Consider the following 19,064-nt stretch of genomic DNA (forward strand, 5'->3'; position numbering starts at 1 on the left):
AATGAGATTGTTCATGTATTTAAGTGATTGGTAGTCAGGTAAATATACGATTTTTTAATCAAATGAACAATCTTTTTTCCTATATTTCTAAATGCACAACGGGTTGCTTTAATAAATAATGAAAAGATTCAAAAAAGCTTCATCGTTTTGTGCCATGTAAAATTGGTACAACATAAGAAAGAGTATATTTTTCAGTTTGAAAAAGAGATTACACAGTTTCCAGAAGTGTTAGAATGTTTTCATGTGGCGGGTGATTACGATTACATTCTTAAGATTTGTGTACGTGACATTCAGGAATACCGTGAATTTATGGTGAGTAAACTAACGAATTTGCAACATATCGCCAGTACGCAAAGCGCTTTTATGATTAAAGAAGTTAAAAACTCTACGGTGATAGAACCTTAAAATAATTCCCACTTATAAGAAAAAAAACGAAGCAGATATTCATCTTCGTAATTTATTAATAGTTTTGTGTGCGCTGTGAAAGTTATTTTATTTCCCGAAGAAATCCATCAAGTCCATATAATTTTTTTGATTTACGCCATGTCCGCTCATGTATTCGCGGAAAGAAAAATAGGCCCCTTTTTCATAAAGCATATCTGCGGCTTTTCGGCCCCAGTCCAATGGGATAATTGCGTCATCGGTTCCATGAGAAATAAAGAAGCGTAATTTTTCGATTTTCTTTTTATCTTTTACCATATTGGTGAGCAACTTTTCTTCTGCATAACAACTCATGCAGGCAACCTTATTGAACAAATCTGGTTGGTTTAGCGCCAAAGCATAGCTTAAAATTCCCCCTTGCGAAAATCCACACAAATGCGTTTCATTTTCTGTTAAACCATAGTCATTAGAAATTTTCAAAATATGTTCTAAGATGGCTTCTTGTGATTCTTTGGCTTGGCGAACATCAATTCGGTTTTCTTCATTCATTAGATCAATATCGTACCAAGAATAACCTTCGTAATTGGTGTTGAATGGTGCCCTGAAACTTACGATTAACCAATCCTCTGGCAAAGTAGGTGCGAAAGAAAATAAATCCTGTTCATTGCTTCCATATCCGTGAAGCAATATAAGTAAAGGTGTTTTTGAAGTAATATTTTGAGGTTCGCGAACGATATAGTGTAAATCCATTTGGCAAAGATAATAATTTAGGTTGAAGGTCGAAGGGTGCGGTTTCCGATTGGCAATGAGGTAAAGATAGCTTCTGACATTGAAATAGTGCTTAAACTCTTCATCATGACCTATGAAACTCCGAGTGCTTATTAAACTTGTAAGCTTTTTATTTTAATAATATCTTTGTGAAAATTATAATTATGAGTGATACCGTACTTTGTCCGAAATGCCAATCAGAGTTCACCTATGAGCAAGATGATATGATGGTTTGTTCCCAATGCTTTCATGAGTGGAAGCCGGGAGAAACTGCAGATGAAGATAGAATTTTAGATGCCAACGGAAATGAATTGAAAGATGGCGATACCGTAGTTGTCGTAAAAGATTTGCCAGTAAAAGGGGCACCGAAACCTGTTAAAGCGGGTACAAAAGTTAAAAACATTCGATTAAGACCCCACAGCGATCACAATATCGACTGTAAAATTGATGGGTTTGGGTCAATGGCGCTCAAATCAGAATTTGTGAAAAAGGCATAAAAAAAGGAAAAATTTGGACAGGGTTCCGTTTCGAAGACTAGTTGTACAAATGAATTGTCCTAATTTCGTCTCAGGGGCAGAAAGAGAATTAACCAAAAATTTCCTTACGTTTTGAATACCAAAGCTAAGAATTATTTTTAAAAAATAAAAACGAAGTGATAAAAGTCAAGTTTCTATTCATTATTATTGAATAGGCTTGACTTTTTTTAATCTTTAAAAGATAATTGAACCGAACCTTCTGCTTTTTCAGGCGTGTAAATAATGAGCTGTTTGTTGTTGACTGAAACTTTAGTCCAATAATAACTTCCCGCAAATCGGCTTTCTACTACCACAGCTTCTTTTCCAGTGTCTGCAATTTTGATTTCGTGCGGATACCAAAAGTTTTTCGAAAGATTGAACGCAGATTTCTCTTCGTCTGAAAAAATATTTACTTCGCCAAAAAGCGATGCAACATATTGATTATAAGGATTTTTGTAGGTTTCTTCTGCGTTATCATTTTGAATTAATCTGCCTTCATGCAAGACGATAATTTGATCCAGCCAAGGCATGACTTCCTGAATTTCATGCGTGGAAATGATCAGTGAAATGTTCTTTTCTTGAACATACTTAAATAACCGCTCTCGCAATTCTATCTTTCGAGAAAAATCGATGTTGCTAAATGGTTCATCCAACAGTAAAAGTTTGGGCATTACCGACAAAGCTCTTGCAATCGCCACGCGCTGCATTTGTCCGCCACTGAGGTATTTTGGCAGAATATATTCGTATTCTTCTAATCCAACTACTTTCAAGAGTTCCTGAACTCTTTGTTTTTTTTCTTCTAAATCAATATTAGAAATGAATTTACCAACATTTTCCGCAACAGTTGCATACGGCATCAAATCGTAATTTTGCGCGACCAATTTCATGTTTTCTTCCCCTGGAACCAAATTGTGGTCGGGACCTAAAACCGGTAAACCATCAAAGATAATTTCACCTTGTTGCCAATCGAGCAGGCCGTAAATTAAATTTAGTAAAGTAGATTTCCCACAGCCACTTTCACCCGCCAAAGCGATGATTTTACTTTCCTCAACCTTTAAATTAAAATTTTGAAAAAGCCTTTGATCGGACCGATGCGAAAAAAATAAATTCTTGATTTCTAATAGCATACTGCAAAAATAACATATTTGTCTTTAATAAAGATATTTTTGTTATTTTAGCCAAAACAATTTAATAAAAAGGTATTTAATGATGAAAAACATTACAAATTCGGTATTTTTAGGTCTATTTTCGGCGATGGTATTGGTGTCTTGTGGAAAAGATAAACCACTGACAAGTGAGGTAACCGAAGTTTCTACGACCAATCAGGGTGCAACATATGAACTCGATACGCTAAACAGTAGAATTGAATGGAAAGGCTACAAGGTAGTGAAATCTGACCAGTCAAGTCATTTCGGAACGATTAAGTTCGAGAGTGGCGACCTTACCGTGAAAGATGGAGTTTTGGAAAGTGGAAAATTCGTGGCAGACATGAACTCGCTTACCTCTGAAGATTTGAAAGATGATGCTGAGCAATTGGCCAAACTGAATGGACATTTAAAAAGCGGCGATTTCTTTGAAGCTGATAAATTCCCAACTGCGTCATTTGAAATTACCAAAGTTTCAGCGAACGAGTCTGGCGATTATAACATGCTTTTAGATGGAAACTTAACCATCAAAGGAATTACAAAACCAGTTCAGTTTAATGCAAATGTTTCTATTAAAGATGGTGAAGCAACCATTGCAACGGAACCTAAAGATATTATGCGCGAAGAATTTGGTGTGAAATTTCAAATGCCTCTAGCGAACGGGGTGATTAAAGATGAAGTAAATATTCAGATTTTAATTAAAGCTTTAGAGAAAAAATAGCATTTTAATTTAAAGGTATTATAATTTAAATTCCGTCTCATTCTTTTGGGACGGTTTTTTTTTGTCTAAATTTATCTTTAAGAATGAAAAATAAACTTACCAAGAAATATTATGTCCCAGGACTGATGAGCGCACTGATCATCCCGCTTCTTTTTTGGCATTATGGAAATAGAGAGCTGCAAAAGCCCATCCCGAATGTGATGGATTTGGGGTTGCCAGGGAAATACAATCCGAAGATTCCTTTGAACCAGCAATTCTCTTTTGAAAATTTCACGAAATTTCAATTTGATTTAACAAACCTTCCCAAAAATACAGTTTATATTATTTTTGGATTTCTTATTCTTTTAAATGTTTCAATCTTGAACATCAAAAAATTTTTATAAAAAAAAGGTTGCCTTTCGACAACCTTTAATTTTATTATTTCGCCGAGGGAAGCGGGTTTGCTTTTTTTGCTTCTTCAAAAACGGAAAGCGGAATGTGGCAATATCCACCGGGATTTTTATCTAAATAATCTTGATGATAATCTTCTGCTTTATAGAAGTTCTTCAAAGCGATTGTTTCTACAACAACGGGTTTATTATAATTCTTAGCTAATTTTGCAACTTCGGTTTTTACGATTGCTTCAATCGCTGCGTCGGTGGAATAGATTCCGGTTCTGTAATTATCGCCCACATCATTTCCCTGTCGGTTTAAAACGGTAGGATCAATCGATTTAAAAAAGACTGCGATCAGCAGTGGTAAGTCTACCTGATCGGCATCATATTTTACTTTCACCGCTTCAGCGAAACCGGTGGTGTGGCTGATGACCTGTTCGTAAGTCGGGTTTTTAATCTTTCCGTTTGCATATCCAACTTCAGTCTCTACAACACCTCTTATGAGTTGAAAAAGATGTTCTGTTCCCCAGAAACATCCACCAGCAAAATAGATTTCTTTAATATTTTTACCTTCCATATTTATTTCATTTTTTTTGTTTTCTTCAATAGTTTTTACTTTGGCTTTCGAGCAAGAAAAAGAGGTTGCGGCAAAAATACCGACTCCAAAGATAAATGCCAAGAGTGTTAAAATATTTTTCATTTTTTTGTTCTTATTTTTATTCATTGTTTTGAATTGATTTTAGTCTACATGCAAATATAAGGCTGAAATGTAAAGAAATTAGTAGGAATTATCTATCGTGCTCATTTCAATAATTAGAAATGATCTCCCGATAATTATAGATACGATAGCAATTCGAATCTGGTTTTTCGTAACCAATATTCCAGATGAAAAACTTTAAAAATGAATAATTTTAAATTCACGAAAACATTATTCGACAGTCATTCTAAAAATCATTAAATTTGCCAACTTATAGATACGCTAAAGCCAATTCAATCATGACTTCACAACAAATAAGACAACAGTTTTTAGATTTTTTTAAAGAAAAAGGACATCTTATCGTTCCCTCTGCACCCATCGTGTTAAAAGACGATCCGACTTTGATGTTCTCTAATTCTGGAATGACGCAGTTTAAGGATTATTTCTTAGGTTATAAAGAACCAAAAGCACCCAGAATTGCAGATACCCAAAAGTGTTTGAGGGTTTCCGGGAAGCACAATGATTTGGACGATGTTGGTCGGGATACCTATCACCACACCATGTTTGAAATGTTGGGAAACTGGTCTTTTGGCGATTATTTTAAAAAAGAGGCGATCGATTTTGCCTGGGAATTATTGACCGAGGTTTACAAAATTCCAAAAGAGAATTTATACGTTACTATTTTTGAAGGAGATGCTTCTGAAAATTTAGACCGCGATAACGATGCTTATAATTTCTGGAAAGCACATATTTCTGAGGACCGAATTATCAACGGAAATAAAAAAGATAATTTCTGGGAAATGGGCGAAAGCGGACCTTGCGGACCTTGTTCAGAAATTCATATTGATATAAGAACTGAAGAAGAAAAAGCCAAAGTTTCCGGTTTAGAGCTGGTGAATAACGATCATCCGCAAGTGGTAGAAGTTTGGAATTTGGTTTTTATGGAATTCAACAGAAAAGCCGATGGAAGTTTAGAAAAATTACCTTCCCGACACGTTGATACCGGAATGGGATTTGAGCGTTTGTGCATGGCTTTACAAAGCAAAACTTCAAATTATGACACTGATGTTTTTACGCCTTTAATTGCAAAAGTAGAAGAACTTTCAGGAAAAAAATATACAGGGATTTTAGATGATGAAAAAGATATTGCGATTCGCGTGGTGGTGGATCATATTCGTGCCGTTGCGTTTGCGATTGCTGATGGACAATTGCCATCCAATGGTGGCGCCGGTTATGTAATCCGTAGAATTTTGCGTCGTGGGATTTCTTATGCCTACCGATTTTTAGGAATGAAAGAAGCCTTCCTTTTTGAATTGGTTGCCATTTTGAAAACGGAAATGGGCGACTTTTTCCCAGAGTTGGTGAGGCAAGAAAAACTAGTAACTGAAGTCATTAAAGAAGAAGAAAACTCATTCCTAAAGACGATAGAACACGGTTTAAAAAGAATCGATTTGGTGATTAAAGAAACCTTAGCTAAAAATGAAATAACACTTCCGGGAGCTGTTGTTTTCGAATTATATGATACCTACGGCTTCCCAGCAGATTTGTCCAGAATCATTGCCGAAGAAAAGCACTTGACTGTGGATGAAAAAGGTTTTGAAGAGGAAATGGCGAAACAAAAGCAACGCTCAAAAAAAGATTCTGCCGCGAAAGTTTATGATTGGGTAATATTAGAAGAAAAACCAGAAACATTCGTTGGCTACGACGTTTTGGAAACCGAAACTTTTATAACGCGGTACCGTAAAGTAGAAAATAAAGATGGCGAATTTTATCAAATCGTTTTATCCAAATCGCCTTTTTATCCAGAAGGTGGTGGGCAAATCGGCGACAAAGGAATTTTAATTCCAAGTTATACGGAGGGTTTTGATATTTCAAATCCGAGCGTTTCTACGATTACCGACTGTTCCGAGATCATCGAAGTTCTGGAAACAAGAAAAGAAAATAATCTGATCGTCTCTCTAATTAAAGAAATGCCGAAAGATGCCGGTGCCGTTTTTTATGCTAAAGTAAACCAATCAGAACGGAAAAACACCGAGGCAAATCACTCGGTAACCCATTTGTTGCATGAAGCTTTGCGTGAAGTTTTAGGAATGCACGTTGAACAGAAAGGTTCCTTCGTTGGTCCTGATTATTTGCGTTTTGATTTCTCCCATTTTTCAAAAATGGATGAGGAACAGTTGAAAACCGTCGAGGAAAAAGTAAATGCTAAAATCAAAGAAAATATTGCATTGCAAGAATTCCGTGAAATTCCAATAACGGAAGCAATGGAAAAAGGTGCTATGGCGCTTTTTGGTGAGAAATACGGTGATAAAGTTCGAATGATCCAATTTGGTTCTTCTAAAGAATTGTGTGGAGGAACTCATGTGAAACATACTGGTGAAATCGGTCATTTTAAAATTCAGAGTGAAAGTTCAACAGCTGCCGGAATTCGTAGGATTGAAGCGATTTCTGGCGATCAATCGGCTGCCTATTTCCGTAATTTGGAAATGCAGCTCAAGGAAATTTCTTTCTTATTAAAATCTAAAGATCTTAAAAAATCCGTTGAGAAATTAATGGAGGATAATTCCGTTTTAAAAGCTGAAATTGAATCGTTGAAAAAAGAAAAAGCAAAATCAGAAACATCAAATTGGGTGGATGACTTTGTTGAAAAAGAAGGTAAAAAATTATTGGTAAAAAAAGTTTCTCTGGATCCTGGTAGTGTCAAAGACATCGTGTTTCAGTTAAAGAAGGAGATCGAAAATGCGCTAATCATCATTCTTTCGGAAGCGGAAGGAAAACCAATGATTACCGTTGGCGTATCTGGCTCTTTAGAAACGACTTACCACGCTGGAAATATTGTTAAAGATTTAGCGAAGGAAATCCAAGGCGGCGGCGGCGGTAATCCTGGCTTTGCAACGGCGGGTGGCAAAAACCTTGACGGCTTAGAAAATGCGTATCAAAAAGCACTTGCTTTATAATGAAAATTCAAGTCATTAACCGAGATAGAAAATCCCGAAACTTTCAAAAAGTTTCGGGATTTTAATTTGGTGAACGCAAAGAATTATTTTTTTTCAAGTTCGACCGCGTAGTCAAGCTTGTTCAATTTCTCTTCTAATTTTGCGAGATCCTTCTCTAGCTTTGCAATTTTTTGATTGCTGCTTCTTAAATCTTTATTTGCTGATTCTGTTTTCCTCAAAAGCTTGGCTGTGTTTTTTGCATCTTTCGCGGTATCTTTTGGGCTCGATGGCGAAAATTTGTTGGTCGCTTTATTCGATTGTTTATTGAGGCTTTCTACCTCTTTGGTGATTTTGGCATTATTTTGCAGCTCTTTTTCTAAGTCCATTTTTTTAGCAATCACTTGTCCTTTGATTTTTACAACCAAAGCTTTTTGCTTCATTTCTTTTAGGTTTTGTTCTTGAGCCGGGGCAGAAATAGAAATCATTGTAAATCCGAAGATTAAAAGTAGCGCGATCAATTTTGTTTTCATAGTGCTTTATTGTATTTGATTAACAGCAGGCAAAAATAATCGAAATAATCATCAAAACATTGCTTTTTGCAAATTATTATAAAACCGCTTGATGAGTCTATAAAAAAAATCCAGAAAAATATTTTTCTGGATTCATTATTTGAAATATTGTAGAACTATTTACTGCCTCCTCCTCTTGCGATTAGGGCAATAATAACGATCAGTACCAAAGCACCAATTACCCAAACCAATGGATTACTCATCCAGTCTGCACCCATCATGTCGCTGCCTTTGTTTACATCTACATCTACTTTTAAATCAGCTGCTCCTTCCTGTGCTCTAACCATTAGTACTGAGAAATTTGCAATCAATGCCAATGCGAAAATCTGAAACTTTGAGAATAAATTAGATCGTGTCATAATTTTAAATTTTTAATGTTATTAATTTTACCAATTCTAAAATTATACCAAAATAAAAATGAGCTTCATTTAGAGCTGAATAATCAGTCATTTAAAGAAGGTGCTCCATTAAAAAATCATCCATCACATAACCATTTCCGATGTCAAAAACTTCCTCTTTAAAAACTTTGAAACCTTGTGATTCATACATTTTTCTGGCGGGGTTTTCTTTGTTTACATTTAGAATAATTCGTTTGTCACTTGTTTCTGCTGTCATTTTTTTCATGAAATCGAGTCCTTTTTTACCCAATCCTTTTCCTTTAAATTCGTTTAAAAGATAAATGCGATGAAGTTTGGTAGTCTCTTTCTCATAATGAAATTCAAAACCGATAAATCCCGCAGGAATCACATCACTTAAAATTAAATAATACTGATAATTGGGGTTTTGAAGCTGTTTAAATAATTCATCTTTTGCATACATTTCGGTTAACATATACTCAATCTGGTCTGTAGATAAGATATTTGCGTAGGCAGAATTCCAGGATTTTTCTGCTAGTTCTTGGAGCAGTGTAATATCTTGGTCGGTTGCTTTTTTAAACGATACCATCAACTTATTTTTAAATTAACTCAGTTCAAATAAGGTTATTTCTGGATCAATACCAACTCTTCCGGGGTAACCAATCACGCCGAAACCTCTGTTTACGTATAGATACTGGTCATTGCTTTCATATAAATCCGCCCATTTTTTATAACGGTATTGCGCAGGAGACCATCGAATATTTTTAAGATCGAGCCCGAATTGCATGCCATGCGTATGTCCGGAAAGTGTAAGCTGAACCTTTGAAGGGTGTTTTTTCACAATGTAATCAAAGTGCGTTGGGTCGTGGCTCATCAAAATTTTTGCCGCTTCTGGTGGGATTCCCTTCGCCGCTTTATCTAAGTCGCCGTACTGCGGAAAAGGTTTCTCTCCCCAATTTTCGACGCCTAGCAAATAAAGTTTTTCACCTCCTTGTTCAATGATTCGATGTTCATTTCTTAGCATTTCAAAACCTGCTTGTTTTTGTAAATTGATTAAATCTGGAAGGTTTTTTGCTTTTTCTGCGGTAGATTCCCACGCGCCGTAATCGCCATAATCATGATTTCCAAGAATCGAAAATTTACCATCTTTCGCAGTGATGCTTTTGAAAAGTGCCACAAATGGTTCAAATTCACTAGCATAATTATTTACCATGTCGCCCGTAAACAAAACCAAATCTGGTTTTTGCTCATTGATCAAATCAATTGCTTGCTGCAATTTTTCGGGGTGTAAAAAACTTCCGGCATGCACATCGGAAATTTGAATGATTTTGTATCCTTTAAAACTATTGGGTAAACCTTTAATTTTCAGTTTCACTTTTCTAATGGTATGTCGATACTTTCCGAAAATAATTCCATCTAGAAATAAACCAGAAAGTAGAGCGGCGGTGCCCACCCCAAGAATACTTAGAAATTTCCGACGATCTGGTAAATGGTTTTCGCCAGTACCAAATGATTGTACAAAAAATTGAGCTCCTCGACCCAAATCTTCAATGATAAGGAAAAAAGCGACAAATAGTTTGGGCAGCATAAATATCATAAAAATCGAGGCGATAAGTTGAATTCGAGAGTGATCACGGTCGGTTTTTTTGAAATTTAATATTTCATAAATGAAAAAGAAATACACCAAGATGGTGATTGCCCAATAAGCAATTCTTAAATAGTTGTTGTTGGTTAGGGTTTTAAACGCTTGATAAATATAAAATTCCAGAGCGAATAAAATTCCCGTAATGATTAAAATGTTTTTCTGCATAGTATTGTCAATAAAAAAGCACAAAACAAATTTTGTGCTTTTTTGTATTTTTTAAGGATAATAATTAAGGAAAACGGTAAACAATCGCATTGATGTTCATTCCTGCTCCTACAGAAGTGAACACGATATTTCCTTTTTCTTTAAAAGATTGTCCATCCATTTTTCCTTTGATGATTAAGTCAAACATAGTTGGTATTGTAGCTACAGACGAATTTCCTAAATATTGAATGGTCATTGGCGAAACCGCATGGTCATAATCTGTTCTGCCGTATAATTTAAACAAACGAGAGATCATGGCATAATCCATTTTGGCATTGGCTTGATGAATTAGGATTTTGTCGATATCGTCGATGGTTAAGTGCGCTTTATCGATGGTTTCTTTAATTGCGTCTGGAACGTTTTTCAGTGCATATTCATAGATTTTCCTACCGTGCATTCTAATGTATAAAGGTCGGCGGTCTTCATCTTTTTTTAAGGAAGGCGCATTTTCTAAGTAGTTTAATTCTGGCCCGCTATCACAAAGCGTGCAATCAGCGATAATTCCTACGGTCTCATCATCGGTGGCTTGTACCACCACTGCTCCGGCACCGTCTGCAAAAATCATTTTATTACGGTCAAAAGCATCGGTAACTCTACTCAATGTTTCTGAACCTACCACCAAGATGAGTTTTGCTTTTTTTGCTTTGATAAGCGTATCTGCCATGATCATGGCTTCTACCCAGCCTGGGCAACCAAAAATCATGTCATAATTTACGGTTCTTCTGTTCTTGATTCCCAATTTATGTTTAACTCGAGCGGACATCGACGGCATGAAATTGGTCATTCCGTTATGATCAACTTCTCCAAAATTACTGGCATAGATAATATAGTCCAACTCTTCTTGGTCAATTTTCGCATCATCGATCGCTTCTTTAGCGGCGCGAAAGCCTAAATCAGAATTAAATTCATCTTCCTGTAAATAACGACGGGTTTCGATTTCGGTGATTTCTACAAACTTCTGAATAACTTCTTCGTTGGGTTTGTCGATTAATTCACCATCATCAGTATAAAAAACCGAGTTCATGAAATGTTCTTTGCCGATTATCTTAGTAGGAAGGTAACTTCCTGAACCGATTATGATTGTGTTGGGCATATATTTGAATGAAAAATTTACGGCAAAGTTAATAATAATATTGTATCGTTAAGAAACAAAATTATTATTAAATTTGCAAAAGTTTTTTTACTACAATATTTCTTATGAAAATCAGTCCATCAGCAAAAGGCTTAATTATTTCAATCATCACCGTATTGGTTGCGTTTGGGATTTATAATTTCTTTTTAGCAAAAAGAAACTATTATCTGGTTGATAATCCTTCAGAACAAACTTATTATTTTAATATTAATAATGGGGTTGAAAAAATCATCACTGCGGGACAGAAAGTTCAGGTGGAATTAAAAAAAGGAAACAATCAAATTAAGGTTTTAAATGGTGAAAAGAAGGTTTTGTTTGATTCCGCCTTTGTTGTGAACAAAAACCGGGGCTTGGTAAACATTGCTCATCAAGATTATTATATCAATGAACAGTTTTATGGCTATGGTTTAAATAAAGATTCATTAATTGCCGTACGACCCCGAACCACCATCGATGGAAAACTATTTGTAAATGCTCCGGTACGATTTAATAAATTGTATACGGATGCATTCTATTACAATATCGATGAAGAGTATGATCCAATCGTAAAAAATATTCAGAAAGTAGAATCCAGAACGAAGATATTTCGAAAAGCTGATTTTTTGAAATATTACAAAGAATATTATCAATTTTAATAAACCTATTTTGAACCAAGTTACCCCTTACAATACCGAAGCCGGCAAGAAAAAAGAAGTCGAAGATATGTTCGACAACATTGCACCGAAATACGATTTATTAAATCATGTTCTCTCAATGAAAATTGATGTTCTATGGAGAAACACCTTGGTGAAATGGATGAACGCTGATCAACCAAAAGAAGTTTTAGATGTTGCCACCGGAACAGGTGATTTAGCAATTGCTGTGCAAAAAGGAACAGGCGCCAAAATCGTTGGTCTAGACTTGTCTCAGCAGATGTTAAATGTCGGAATCACCAAAATCCAGAAGATTAATCTAACCGACCAAATCGAAATGATAAAAGGAGACGCCGAAAATCTACCTTTCGAAAGCAATAAATTCGATGCGGTTTCCGTTGCTTTTGGAGTACGGAACTTCGAAAATTTAGAAAAGGGATTGTCTGAACTAAAAAGGGTCGTGAAAGAAGAAAAAAGCGTTTATATTTTAGAATTCTCCAAAGTAGAAGGTTTTTTAGCACCGTTCTATATGTTCTATTTTAAAAATATTTTGCCTCAAATTGGTAAATTGGTCTCAAAAGACAATCGCGCTTATACTTATTTACCAGACTCGGTAAATGCTTTTCCTTTTGGCGAAAAAATGAAGTCGATATTGTTAAATGTAGGATTTAAAAAAGTAGAGTACAAAAAATTAAGTTTAGGGATCGCAACTATTTACAAGGCAACCAAATAATATGGGGAACACTCTTTTAAAAATAAATTGTATTGCAGCATTCTTACTGTGCAGCTTTGCAAACGCTCAATTGTTCCGAACCAAAGACCGAATGGATAATTTGGAGGGATTCGACGGGCAGAAATTCAGTTACGGATTTTACTTGGCTGCCAATAATTTCGATTATAAGATGGTTCTTCACCCAAAATTTGGAATGGATGGACAAAAAAATTCGGTGCAAACCAAGTCTGCATATAGTTTTGGAGCAGGTCTTATTGGTAAATTAAGGTTAAATGATAATTTTGATTTACGAATCGAACCCGGTTTACAATTTGTTGAACGTGAGATTTTCTTTAATACCCAATCCAATGATCAGTTTGCAGCAGGAACACCTGCCAATCAACCATTTACACCCAGGGTTTTAACGGATGCTGATCGATTGCGCACCGTAAAATCTACCTATGTTGATGTGCCATTACTTATTGAAGTTCATGGGGATCGCTGGTATAATTCTCGCCCGTATGCGGCGGCAGGAGTAAATTGGATGGTGAATTTACAATCCAATAGCAAGGCCGAAGATGATAATCAGCAAGGGATTTTTCGTACGACAGCGAGTAATTTTGCGTGGTCTGCTGAAATCGGAATGCAGTTTTATTTTAGTAGATTTAAGTTGACACCCGGTTTCAGAGGAACCTTTATGATAAATAACGAATCGGTGGCAGATAATGCGGAAACTCCGCCGTATTGGTCATCTGCAATCTCAAGCGCAAAAACCCGAGCGTTTATGTTCGTACTGAAATTTGAATAAAATATCCTATTTCAACGATATTAAAGAGAAAGTTTCAGGGCTCTCTCTTTTTTTATTTCGCCATTTCAACAATTAGTAGGCAAGAAGTGATACTTTCAATTTAATTTTTTATATTTTTGCTCAAGAGTTAGAATAAATTAACCTGAGAAATGCTCAAAGATTTAGAAAATAATTTTTCGGTTTTAGAAAAAAAGATTGTAGCGGTAAGTAAAAGCTATCAAAATCTTAACGAAAAATATTTGGAATTAGATCAAGAGCATGAAGCGTTGAAGATGAAATATGAAGAGGAAAGGAAAAAAAATCAGGTTTTAGCAGAAGAACAAAAAAATATAAAACTTTATTCAGCAATATCAGGAAACCCAGATCATAACCGATTGATGAAAAATCATATTAACCGATTGATCAAAGAAGTGGATTATTGTATTGCAGAACTTCAAAACAGTGGATTGTAATGGATGTAAGAAGAATTACCATCACGATTGCCGGAAGAAGTTATCCGCTGAATGTACCCTCCGCAGAGGAAGAAACTTTGCGAAAAGTTGGGAAGCAGATTGAAGCGATGATTAAAGATTTTGAACAGAATTTTGACGTTAGAGATAAACAGGATGCTTTGGCCATGTGTTGCTTAAAATTTGGAACCAATGCAGAAGTAGCCCAAATCAATAACGATAAAAACATAATAGATTCCACAGAAAGATTGCAAAAAATCAATCAATTCTTGGAAGAGTTGGAAAAGTAGATTTTTCTTTTTCAATCAACGACTGCCTACAATAGTTCTAACACATTACAGGTAAACTCAACGCAAAACTATTACCGAACGAAAGTTTATTTAATGGCGTGCCGACTTGCTCGGATTACAGAAAGTAAAAAACAGTTCAAATCGTGTTGATTAGGAGTTTACTCTAAATCCGTGGACTATTGTAGGCTTTTTTTTAACCAATAATCAAGGTTGATGAAAAGAAAAATTATTTTTTTTAATCTAAAAGCTTGATTTTTAACAGAATTATTATTAAAACTAAACATATATGACACCAACAATCGCCATTATTATCGGTATTGTTTGCTTAGGTGTAGGAGCGCTAATTGGAATGGTTTTTTCCAAAAGTGCTCTAAATACAAAAGCAAAATTCATCGTTCAAGATGCAAAGAAAAACGCCGAAAACCTTATAGAAAAAGCCACTGTACAGGCAGAATCCCTTAAGAAAGAAAAGCATTTTCAGGCCAAAGAAAAGTTTATGGAACTGAAATCGCAACATGACGCAGATATTCAGACCAGAGAAAAGAAAATGCAGGATTCCGAAAAAAGAATCAAAGACAAAGAGCAAAAGCTCAATGATGAACTCAGTAAAACAGGTAAACTAGAAAAAGACCTGGATCGCCAAATTGCTGATTACAGTAAAAAACACGAAATTCTTGAAAGAAAACAACAGGAACTAGACACGGTAACTGCTCAGAAAGTAGAGATTTTAGAAAAAATTTCTGGCTATTCTGCAGAAGATGCAAAAAATGAATTGGTAGAAGCATTAAAATCAGAAGCGAAAACCAAAGCCCAAGCTCATGTTCAGAATATCATGGCCGAAGCCAATCTTAATGCGAAACAAGAAGCCAAGAAAATCGTGATTCAAACCATCCAACGAATTGGAACCGAGCAGGCTATCGAGAATTCAGTTTCTGTTTTCAATATTGAATCGGACGAGGTGAAAGGTAGAATTATCGGACGAGAAGGAAGAAACATCCGCGCATTAGAAGCAGCAACAGGAGTAGAAATTATTGTAGATGACACTCCGGAAGCGATTTTACTTTCGTGTTTTGATCCAGTGAGAAGAGAAATCGCGAGATTATCACTACACCGATTGGTTACCGATGGTAGAATTCACCCGGCAAGAATCGAAGAAGTGGTTGATAAAACCAAAAAACAAATAGAAGAAGAAATTATCGAAGTCGGTAAAAGAACCGTAATCGATTTAGGAGTTCACGGACTGCACCCAGAACTAGTGAAAATTGTAGGGAGAATGAAATTCCGTTCTTCTTACGGTCAGAATTTGTTGCAACACTCCAGAGAAGTTGCCAATATCGCCGGAACCATGGCCGCAGAATTAGGACTCAACGTTAAATTGGCCAAAAGAGCTGGTTTGTTACACGATATTGGAAAAGTTCCTGAACAGGAATCTGAATTGCCGCATGCTCTTCTAGGAATGCAGTGGGCCGAAAAATATGGCGAAAATCCAGAAGTGGTGAATGCCATTGGAGCACACCATGATGAGGTAGAAATGACGACCCTTTTATCCCCGATTATTCAAGTTGCTGATGCGATTTCGGGAGCCAGACCGGGAGCCAGAAGACAAGTCCTAGAATCGTATATCCAAAGGTTAAAAGATCTGGAAGCAGCCGCTTTAAGTTTTGATGGCGTTTCAAGTGCGTACGCAATTCAAGCAGGTAGAGAATTGCGAGTAATGGTTGAAAGTGGGAAAGTTAGTGATGACCAATCTGCACAGCTTTCTTACGATATTTCAGAGAAAATTCAAAATGAATTAACCTATCCGGGACAAGTACGGGTAACGGTAATTCGTGAGACCAGATCGGTAAATATTGCGAGATAAAACTTAACCAATAGTAGATTAGAATGCCAACGAATAATTTCGTTGGCTTTTCTTTTATACAAAAAAGGGTGAGTTTCCTGTTTTTTTTATTAATAATAAAGCTAGTTTTGTTAAAATAATTATTATGAAAACGAAAAAAACTCTTTTTACGGCATCTATTGCAATTTCATTGTTGCTCTTGGTGTATTCCTGTATGATCAGTGTAGGCACGGGTCTCGGAGGTGTTTCTACCACGACGACCACCGTGAGTGCGCTCTCGGAACATCTGATCTCGGCAGCGCAGGCGAAAGTACTTAGCGACGAATACAACAATAATAACTATAAAATTCTGAACGCTGGTAAAGTTGATCCTGAAACGAAAGAAGTCTATTATGACATTGAAGTGTTGCAAGATTATATTAATTACGTAAAAGCAGAAGCTAAAAAACAAAAGATTAAAAAGATTGGGATCACCATTGCTTTCGGTCAATATCCTAATAATGGAAACTTTGATAACAGGTTAAAAAAACAATACCAAGGAAAACAAACAGTGTATCTCAAAGCAAGTGTAAAACCTTTGCCTGGAAGCGGTAAAGTTGGAATTGGTGGTTATAGTCCAGCTGAAGACAATCCTGGCATTTCAGAGATTAGTGCATTTGATTTTGGAAACTTAACTCCGCCAGAATGATAAAATAATGGAATGGAATAGAGACATAGGCCTTTTTTTAATTAATCTTTTGATCCTAAGTATTTTAGTGTTATTGATTAAACGAAGGGATATATTAGGAGATTATAAATACTTAATGATCGCCGCAATCGCGGTGACTTATATTATTGATGCGCTTACTTATTATATTCGATTTACTAAAAGTTTGCCTGCAATTTATACCCTTTACATCTACATCTATCTTGGTTTAGGGTTGTTTTTTCTCCTTCTTTTTTTGATGTACCAGAAATTAATTAAAAATAGGATGTTGAAAAAAATAGCGTATGCTATCACCCTATTATTTTTGCTTTTTTATTGTTATCAAGTTGTAACGATTGACCTTGCAGATGGCTTTCCACAAATCATACTCTTCTTTAATGTCTTTCTATTACTTTTTGTAATTGCGTTGTTTTTACTAGATACATTTAAAACGGATCTCATTTTAGAAATTAATCAGTATTATCCTTTTTGGTTTTCCTTGGGATTAATTGTTGTTTACTTGGGAATGGTGCCATCCATCATTATTAGCAAAATATCTTCTTCAACAATGACAAGTGGGTTATGGGTTTTCATTACCTTTATCATCAACTTTGTGGGGTACGGTATTCTTTTAATCGGTTTATTTAAAGCTAAAAAGATTGTACGATGACGAATTTCTCTGAAGTGGATATCATTTATCTGTTTACCACCGTTTTGGTTTTTGCCATCGTACTCATTATGGTGGTGGTCTATATTTTTTTCTACAAAAAAAAATCTGAATTATTATTTGATCGAAAAATAAAGGAGGCCCAATTCGAACAAGAACTTACCCTGGCGATTATTGAGATGAAAGAAACAACGCTCAGCTATATCGGACAGGAGTTGCATGATGATTTAGGACAAAAAATGTCCATCGCAAAATTAATGGTTAACTTGGGTCTAGAAACTGCTGAAGGGCCGCAAAAAGAAATCTTACAGGAAATAAATGAAGTCATTGGCGAAAGTATTCGGGACATTCGCAGTTTGAGTAAAAGTTTTATTACAGAACAAATAGAAAATTTAGGATTAGTACAATCTGTTCAGAAAGAGGTTTCTAGGATTGATCGATTGAATCTCATGAAAATTAAATTTACTCATAATACCAACAAGATTATTTTAGAATCCAAAGACTGTTTGATTCTTTTCCGTATTATTCAGGAATCCATTAACAATGTACTCAAACATTCGAGAGCAAAAAATATGACCATATCACTGCAAGATGAACCGAGGTTTGTAGAAATTATTTTAAGTGATGACGGAATCGGTTTTAATGAGAATAAACATAAATCGGGAAGTGGATTAATGAGTATGAAAAAAAGAGCTAACTTAATCCAAACGGATTTGGATGTAAACACCATTATAGGTGAAGGCACCACAATCACCATTAAATACAATAAAAATTAAACAAAAATTTTATGGAAACCATAAAAATTGCAATTGTAGATGATCATAAAATGCTTTCCGGGGCCATCGAAAAAATGCTTTCTATTAATAAAAAATATAAGGTCATCAATACTTCTTCTAATGGCGAGGAATTTATCCACGCAATTGAAGTGGAGCATATCAATCCAGATGTGGTGCTCATGGATGTAAATATGCCCGTAAAAAATGGTGTGGAAACGACTCAATATCTAAAGGATCATTTTCCTGAAATAAAGGTCATTGCCCTAACGATGGAAGACGATGAGAAAACAATTATTGCAATGCTAAAAGCCGGAGCCAGAGGTTATCTCTTAAAAGAAATGTCGCCCAAAATCTTATTTGAAGCCATAGAAACCGTGCATGATAAAGGAGTATTCTATACCGATATGGTTACGCAGTGTTTGTTGAATATTCGAACAGAAGAAAAACTGGTGAAAGAATGCGTAGAAGATCTGAAGGATCGCGAAAAAGAATTCATCAAATTAGCGTGCAGTGAGCTAACCTATAAGGAAATTGCCGATGTAATGTTTCTAAGCCCTAAAACAATTGATGGGTACCGCGATTCTGTATTTGTAAAACTCGATGTGAAAAGTAGAGTAGGTTTGGTGCTTTTTGCGATTAAAAATCAACTCCATTGAAATTATTGAGGTAAATATTTCACTCATAATCATTAAACATAGACCGTTTCAAACTTGAAGCGGTTTTTTTTGCCCCTAAAATAAAGGGGCATTTTCCTGTTCCAAT

The 19,064-nt window shown here is 35.6% G+C and carries 22 protein-coding genes and 1 pseudogene; 15 read left to right on the plus strand and 8 right to left on the minus strand.

Going from position 1 to position 19,064, the window contains the following annotated elements; translation table 11 throughout:
* Positions 1-102: 102 nt before the first annotated feature.
* Positions 103-405 (plus strand): annotated as a pseudogene (locus tag QWY78_RS04440) (Lrp/AsnC family transcriptional regulator); the annotation flags it as partial.
* 87 nt (positions 406-492) lie between these two features.
* Here QWY78_RS04440 and QWY78_RS04445 read toward each other — a convergent pair.
* Positions 493-1,131, minus strand: a complete 639-nt coding sequence (locus QWY78_RS04445) for an alpha/beta hydrolase (protein ID WP_290217005.1) — start codon at positions 1,129-1,131, stop codon at positions 493-495.
* A 182-nt stretch (positions 1,132-1,313) separates the two neighbouring features.
* On the opposite strand from QWY78_RS04445, the gene QWY78_RS04450 reads away from it, so the two are divergent.
* Complete coding sequence (locus QWY78_RS04450; protein ID WP_290217008.1) at positions 1,314-1,646, plus strand: zinc ribbon domain-containing protein YjdM; 333 nt, start codon at positions 1,314-1,316, stop codon at positions 1,644-1,646.
* Between the two features lie 206 nt (positions 1,647-1,852).
* Here the strand turns inward: QWY78_RS04450 and QWY78_RS04455 are convergent, their stop codons facing one another.
* Entirely contained in the window at positions 1,853-2,791 is a 939-nt protein-coding gene (locus QWY78_RS04455) for an ABC transporter ATP-binding protein (protein ID WP_290217010.1), read from the minus strand.
* Positions 2,792-2,870: 79 nt separating this feature from the next.
* On the opposite strand from QWY78_RS04455, the gene QWY78_RS04460 reads away from it, so the two are divergent.
* Positions 2,871-3,530 (plus strand): YceI family protein, encoded by a 660-nt coding sequence (locus tag QWY78_RS04460; RefSeq protein WP_290217011.1) that lies wholly within the window; start codon positions 2,871-2,873, stop codon positions 3,528-3,530.
* A gap of 83 nt (positions 3,531-3,613) precedes the next feature.
* The gene (locus QWY78_RS04465; RefSeq protein ID WP_290217013.1) at positions 3,614-3,913 is read left to right on the plus strand and encodes a hypothetical protein; all 300 of its coding nucleotides are present in this window, start codon (positions 3,614-3,616) and stop codon (positions 3,911-3,913) included.
* 34 nt (positions 3,914-3,947) lie between these two features.
* On the opposite strand, the gene msrA is transcribed toward QWY78_RS04465, so the two are convergent.
* Complete coding sequence (msrA, locus tag QWY78_RS04470) at positions 3,948-4,604, minus strand: peptide-methionine (S)-S-oxide reductase MsrA (protein WP_353960519.1); 657 nt, start codon at positions 4,602-4,604, stop codon at positions 3,948-3,950.
* A 296-nt stretch (positions 4,605-4,900) separates the two neighbouring features.
* Here msrA and alaS point away from each other — a divergent pair, with 296 nt between their 5' ends.
* Positions 4,901-7,558 carry an alanine--tRNA ligase gene (gene alaS, locus QWY78_RS04475; RefSeq protein ID WP_290217333.1) on the plus strand — a complete coding sequence of 886 codons (2,658 nt, stop codon included), beginning with the start codon at positions 4,901-4,903 and terminating at the stop codon, positions 7,556-7,558.
* A gap of 83 nt (positions 7,559-7,641) precedes the next feature.
* Here the strand turns inward: alaS and QWY78_RS04480 are convergent, their stop codons facing one another.
* The 5 genes from QWY78_RS04480 to QWY78_RS04500 all read right to left on the minus strand — a co-directional run bounded on the left by QWY78_RS04480 (position 7,642) and on the right by QWY78_RS04500 (position 11,404).
* A complete protein-coding gene (locus tag QWY78_RS04480) occupies positions 7,642-8,067 on the minus strand; it encodes a hypothetical protein (RefSeq protein WP_290217015.1) in 426 nt (141 codons plus the stop codon).
* A gap of 155 nt (positions 8,068-8,222) precedes the next feature.
* The gene (locus tag QWY78_RS04485; protein WP_290217017.1) at positions 8,223-8,465 is read right to left on the minus strand and encodes a hypothetical protein; all 243 of its coding nucleotides are present in this window, start codon (positions 8,463-8,465) and stop codon (positions 8,223-8,225) included.
* A gap of 91 nt (positions 8,466-8,556) precedes the next feature.
* Complete coding sequence (locus QWY78_RS04490) at positions 8,557-9,051, minus strand: GNAT family N-acetyltransferase (protein ID WP_290217019.1); 495 nt, start codon at positions 9,049-9,051, stop codon at positions 8,557-8,559.
* A gap of 15 nt (positions 9,052-9,066) precedes the next feature.
* Positions 9,067-10,272 (minus strand): metallophosphoesterase, encoded by a 1,206-nt coding sequence (locus QWY78_RS04495; protein WP_290217021.1) that lies wholly within the window; start codon positions 10,270-10,272, stop codon positions 9,067-9,069.
* A 64-nt stretch (positions 10,273-10,336) separates the two neighbouring features.
* The gene (locus QWY78_RS04500; RefSeq protein WP_290217023.1) at positions 10,337-11,404 is read right to left on the minus strand and encodes a 3-oxoacyl-ACP synthase III family protein; all 1,068 of its coding nucleotides are present in this window, start codon (positions 11,402-11,404) and stop codon (positions 10,337-10,339) included.
* Between the two features lie 104 nt (positions 11,405-11,508).
* Here QWY78_RS04500 and QWY78_RS04505 point away from each other — a divergent pair, with 104 nt between their 5' ends.
* The 10 genes from QWY78_RS04505 to QWY78_RS04550 all read left to right on the plus strand — a co-directional run bounded on the left by QWY78_RS04505 (position 11,509) and on the right by QWY78_RS04550 (position 18,958).
* A complete protein-coding gene (locus tag QWY78_RS04505; RefSeq protein ID WP_290217025.1) occupies positions 11,509-12,078 on the plus strand; it encodes a hypothetical protein in 570 nt (189 codons plus the stop codon).
* A gap of 10 nt (positions 12,079-12,088) precedes the next feature.
* On the plus strand, positions 12,089-12,808 hold the full coding sequence (gene ubiE / locus QWY78_RS04510) for a bifunctional demethylmenaquinone methyltransferase/2-methoxy-6-polyprenyl-1,4-benzoquinol methylase UbiE (RefSeq protein WP_435389048.1): 720 nt from the start codon (positions 12,089-12,091) through the stop codon (positions 12,806-12,808).
* 1 nt (position 12,809) lies between these two features.
* Entirely contained in the window at positions 12,810-13,595 is a 786-nt protein-coding gene (gene porT, locus QWY78_RS04515) for a type IX secretion/gliding motility protein PorT/SprT (RefSeq protein ID WP_290217026.1), read from the plus strand.
* Between the two features lie 149 nt (positions 13,596-13,744).
* Positions 13,745-14,047 carry a hypothetical protein gene (locus tag QWY78_RS04520; RefSeq protein ID WP_290217029.1) on the plus strand — a complete coding sequence of 101 codons (303 nt, stop codon included), beginning with the start codon at positions 13,745-13,747 and terminating at the stop codon, positions 14,045-14,047.
* Entirely contained in the window at positions 14,047-14,334 is a 288-nt protein-coding gene (locus tag QWY78_RS04525) for a cell division protein ZapA (RefSeq protein ID WP_290217030.1), read from the plus strand. Before QWY78_RS04520 ends, QWY78_RS04525 begins: the two co-directional genes overlap by 1 nt.
* A gap of 286 nt (positions 14,335-14,620) precedes the next feature.
* Positions 14,621-16,195, plus strand: coding sequence for a ribonuclease Y (gene rny, locus QWY78_RS04530; RefSeq protein ID WP_290217036.1), 1,575 nt, complete (start codon positions 14,621-14,623; stop codon positions 16,193-16,195).
* Positions 16,196-16,319: 124 nt separating this feature from the next.
* Entirely contained in the window at positions 16,320-16,862 is a 543-nt protein-coding gene (locus QWY78_RS04535) for a hypothetical protein (protein ID WP_290217039.1), read from the plus strand.
* A 115-nt stretch (positions 16,863-16,977) separates the two neighbouring features.
* A complete protein-coding gene (locus QWY78_RS04540; protein ID WP_290217041.1) occupies positions 16,978-17,529 on the plus strand; it encodes a hypothetical protein in 552 nt (183 codons plus the stop codon).
* Positions 17,526-18,302, plus strand: coding sequence for a sensor histidine kinase (locus tag QWY78_RS04545; RefSeq protein ID WP_290217042.1), 777 nt, complete (start codon positions 17,526-17,528; stop codon positions 18,300-18,302). Before QWY78_RS04540 ends, QWY78_RS04545 begins: the two co-directional genes overlap by 4 nt.
* Before the next feature lie 11 nt (positions 18,303-18,313).
* A complete protein-coding gene (locus QWY78_RS04550) occupies positions 18,314-18,958 on the plus strand; it encodes a response regulator transcription factor (protein ID WP_290217044.1) in 645 nt (214 codons plus the stop codon).
* Positions 18,959-19,064: the final 106 nt, after the last annotated feature.

Origin of the sequence: Kaistella yonginensis (assembly GCF_030409525.1) — a bacterium.
Lineage (GTDB): Bacteria > Bacteroidota > Bacteroidia > Flavobacteriales > Weeksellaceae > Kaistella > Kaistella yonginensis.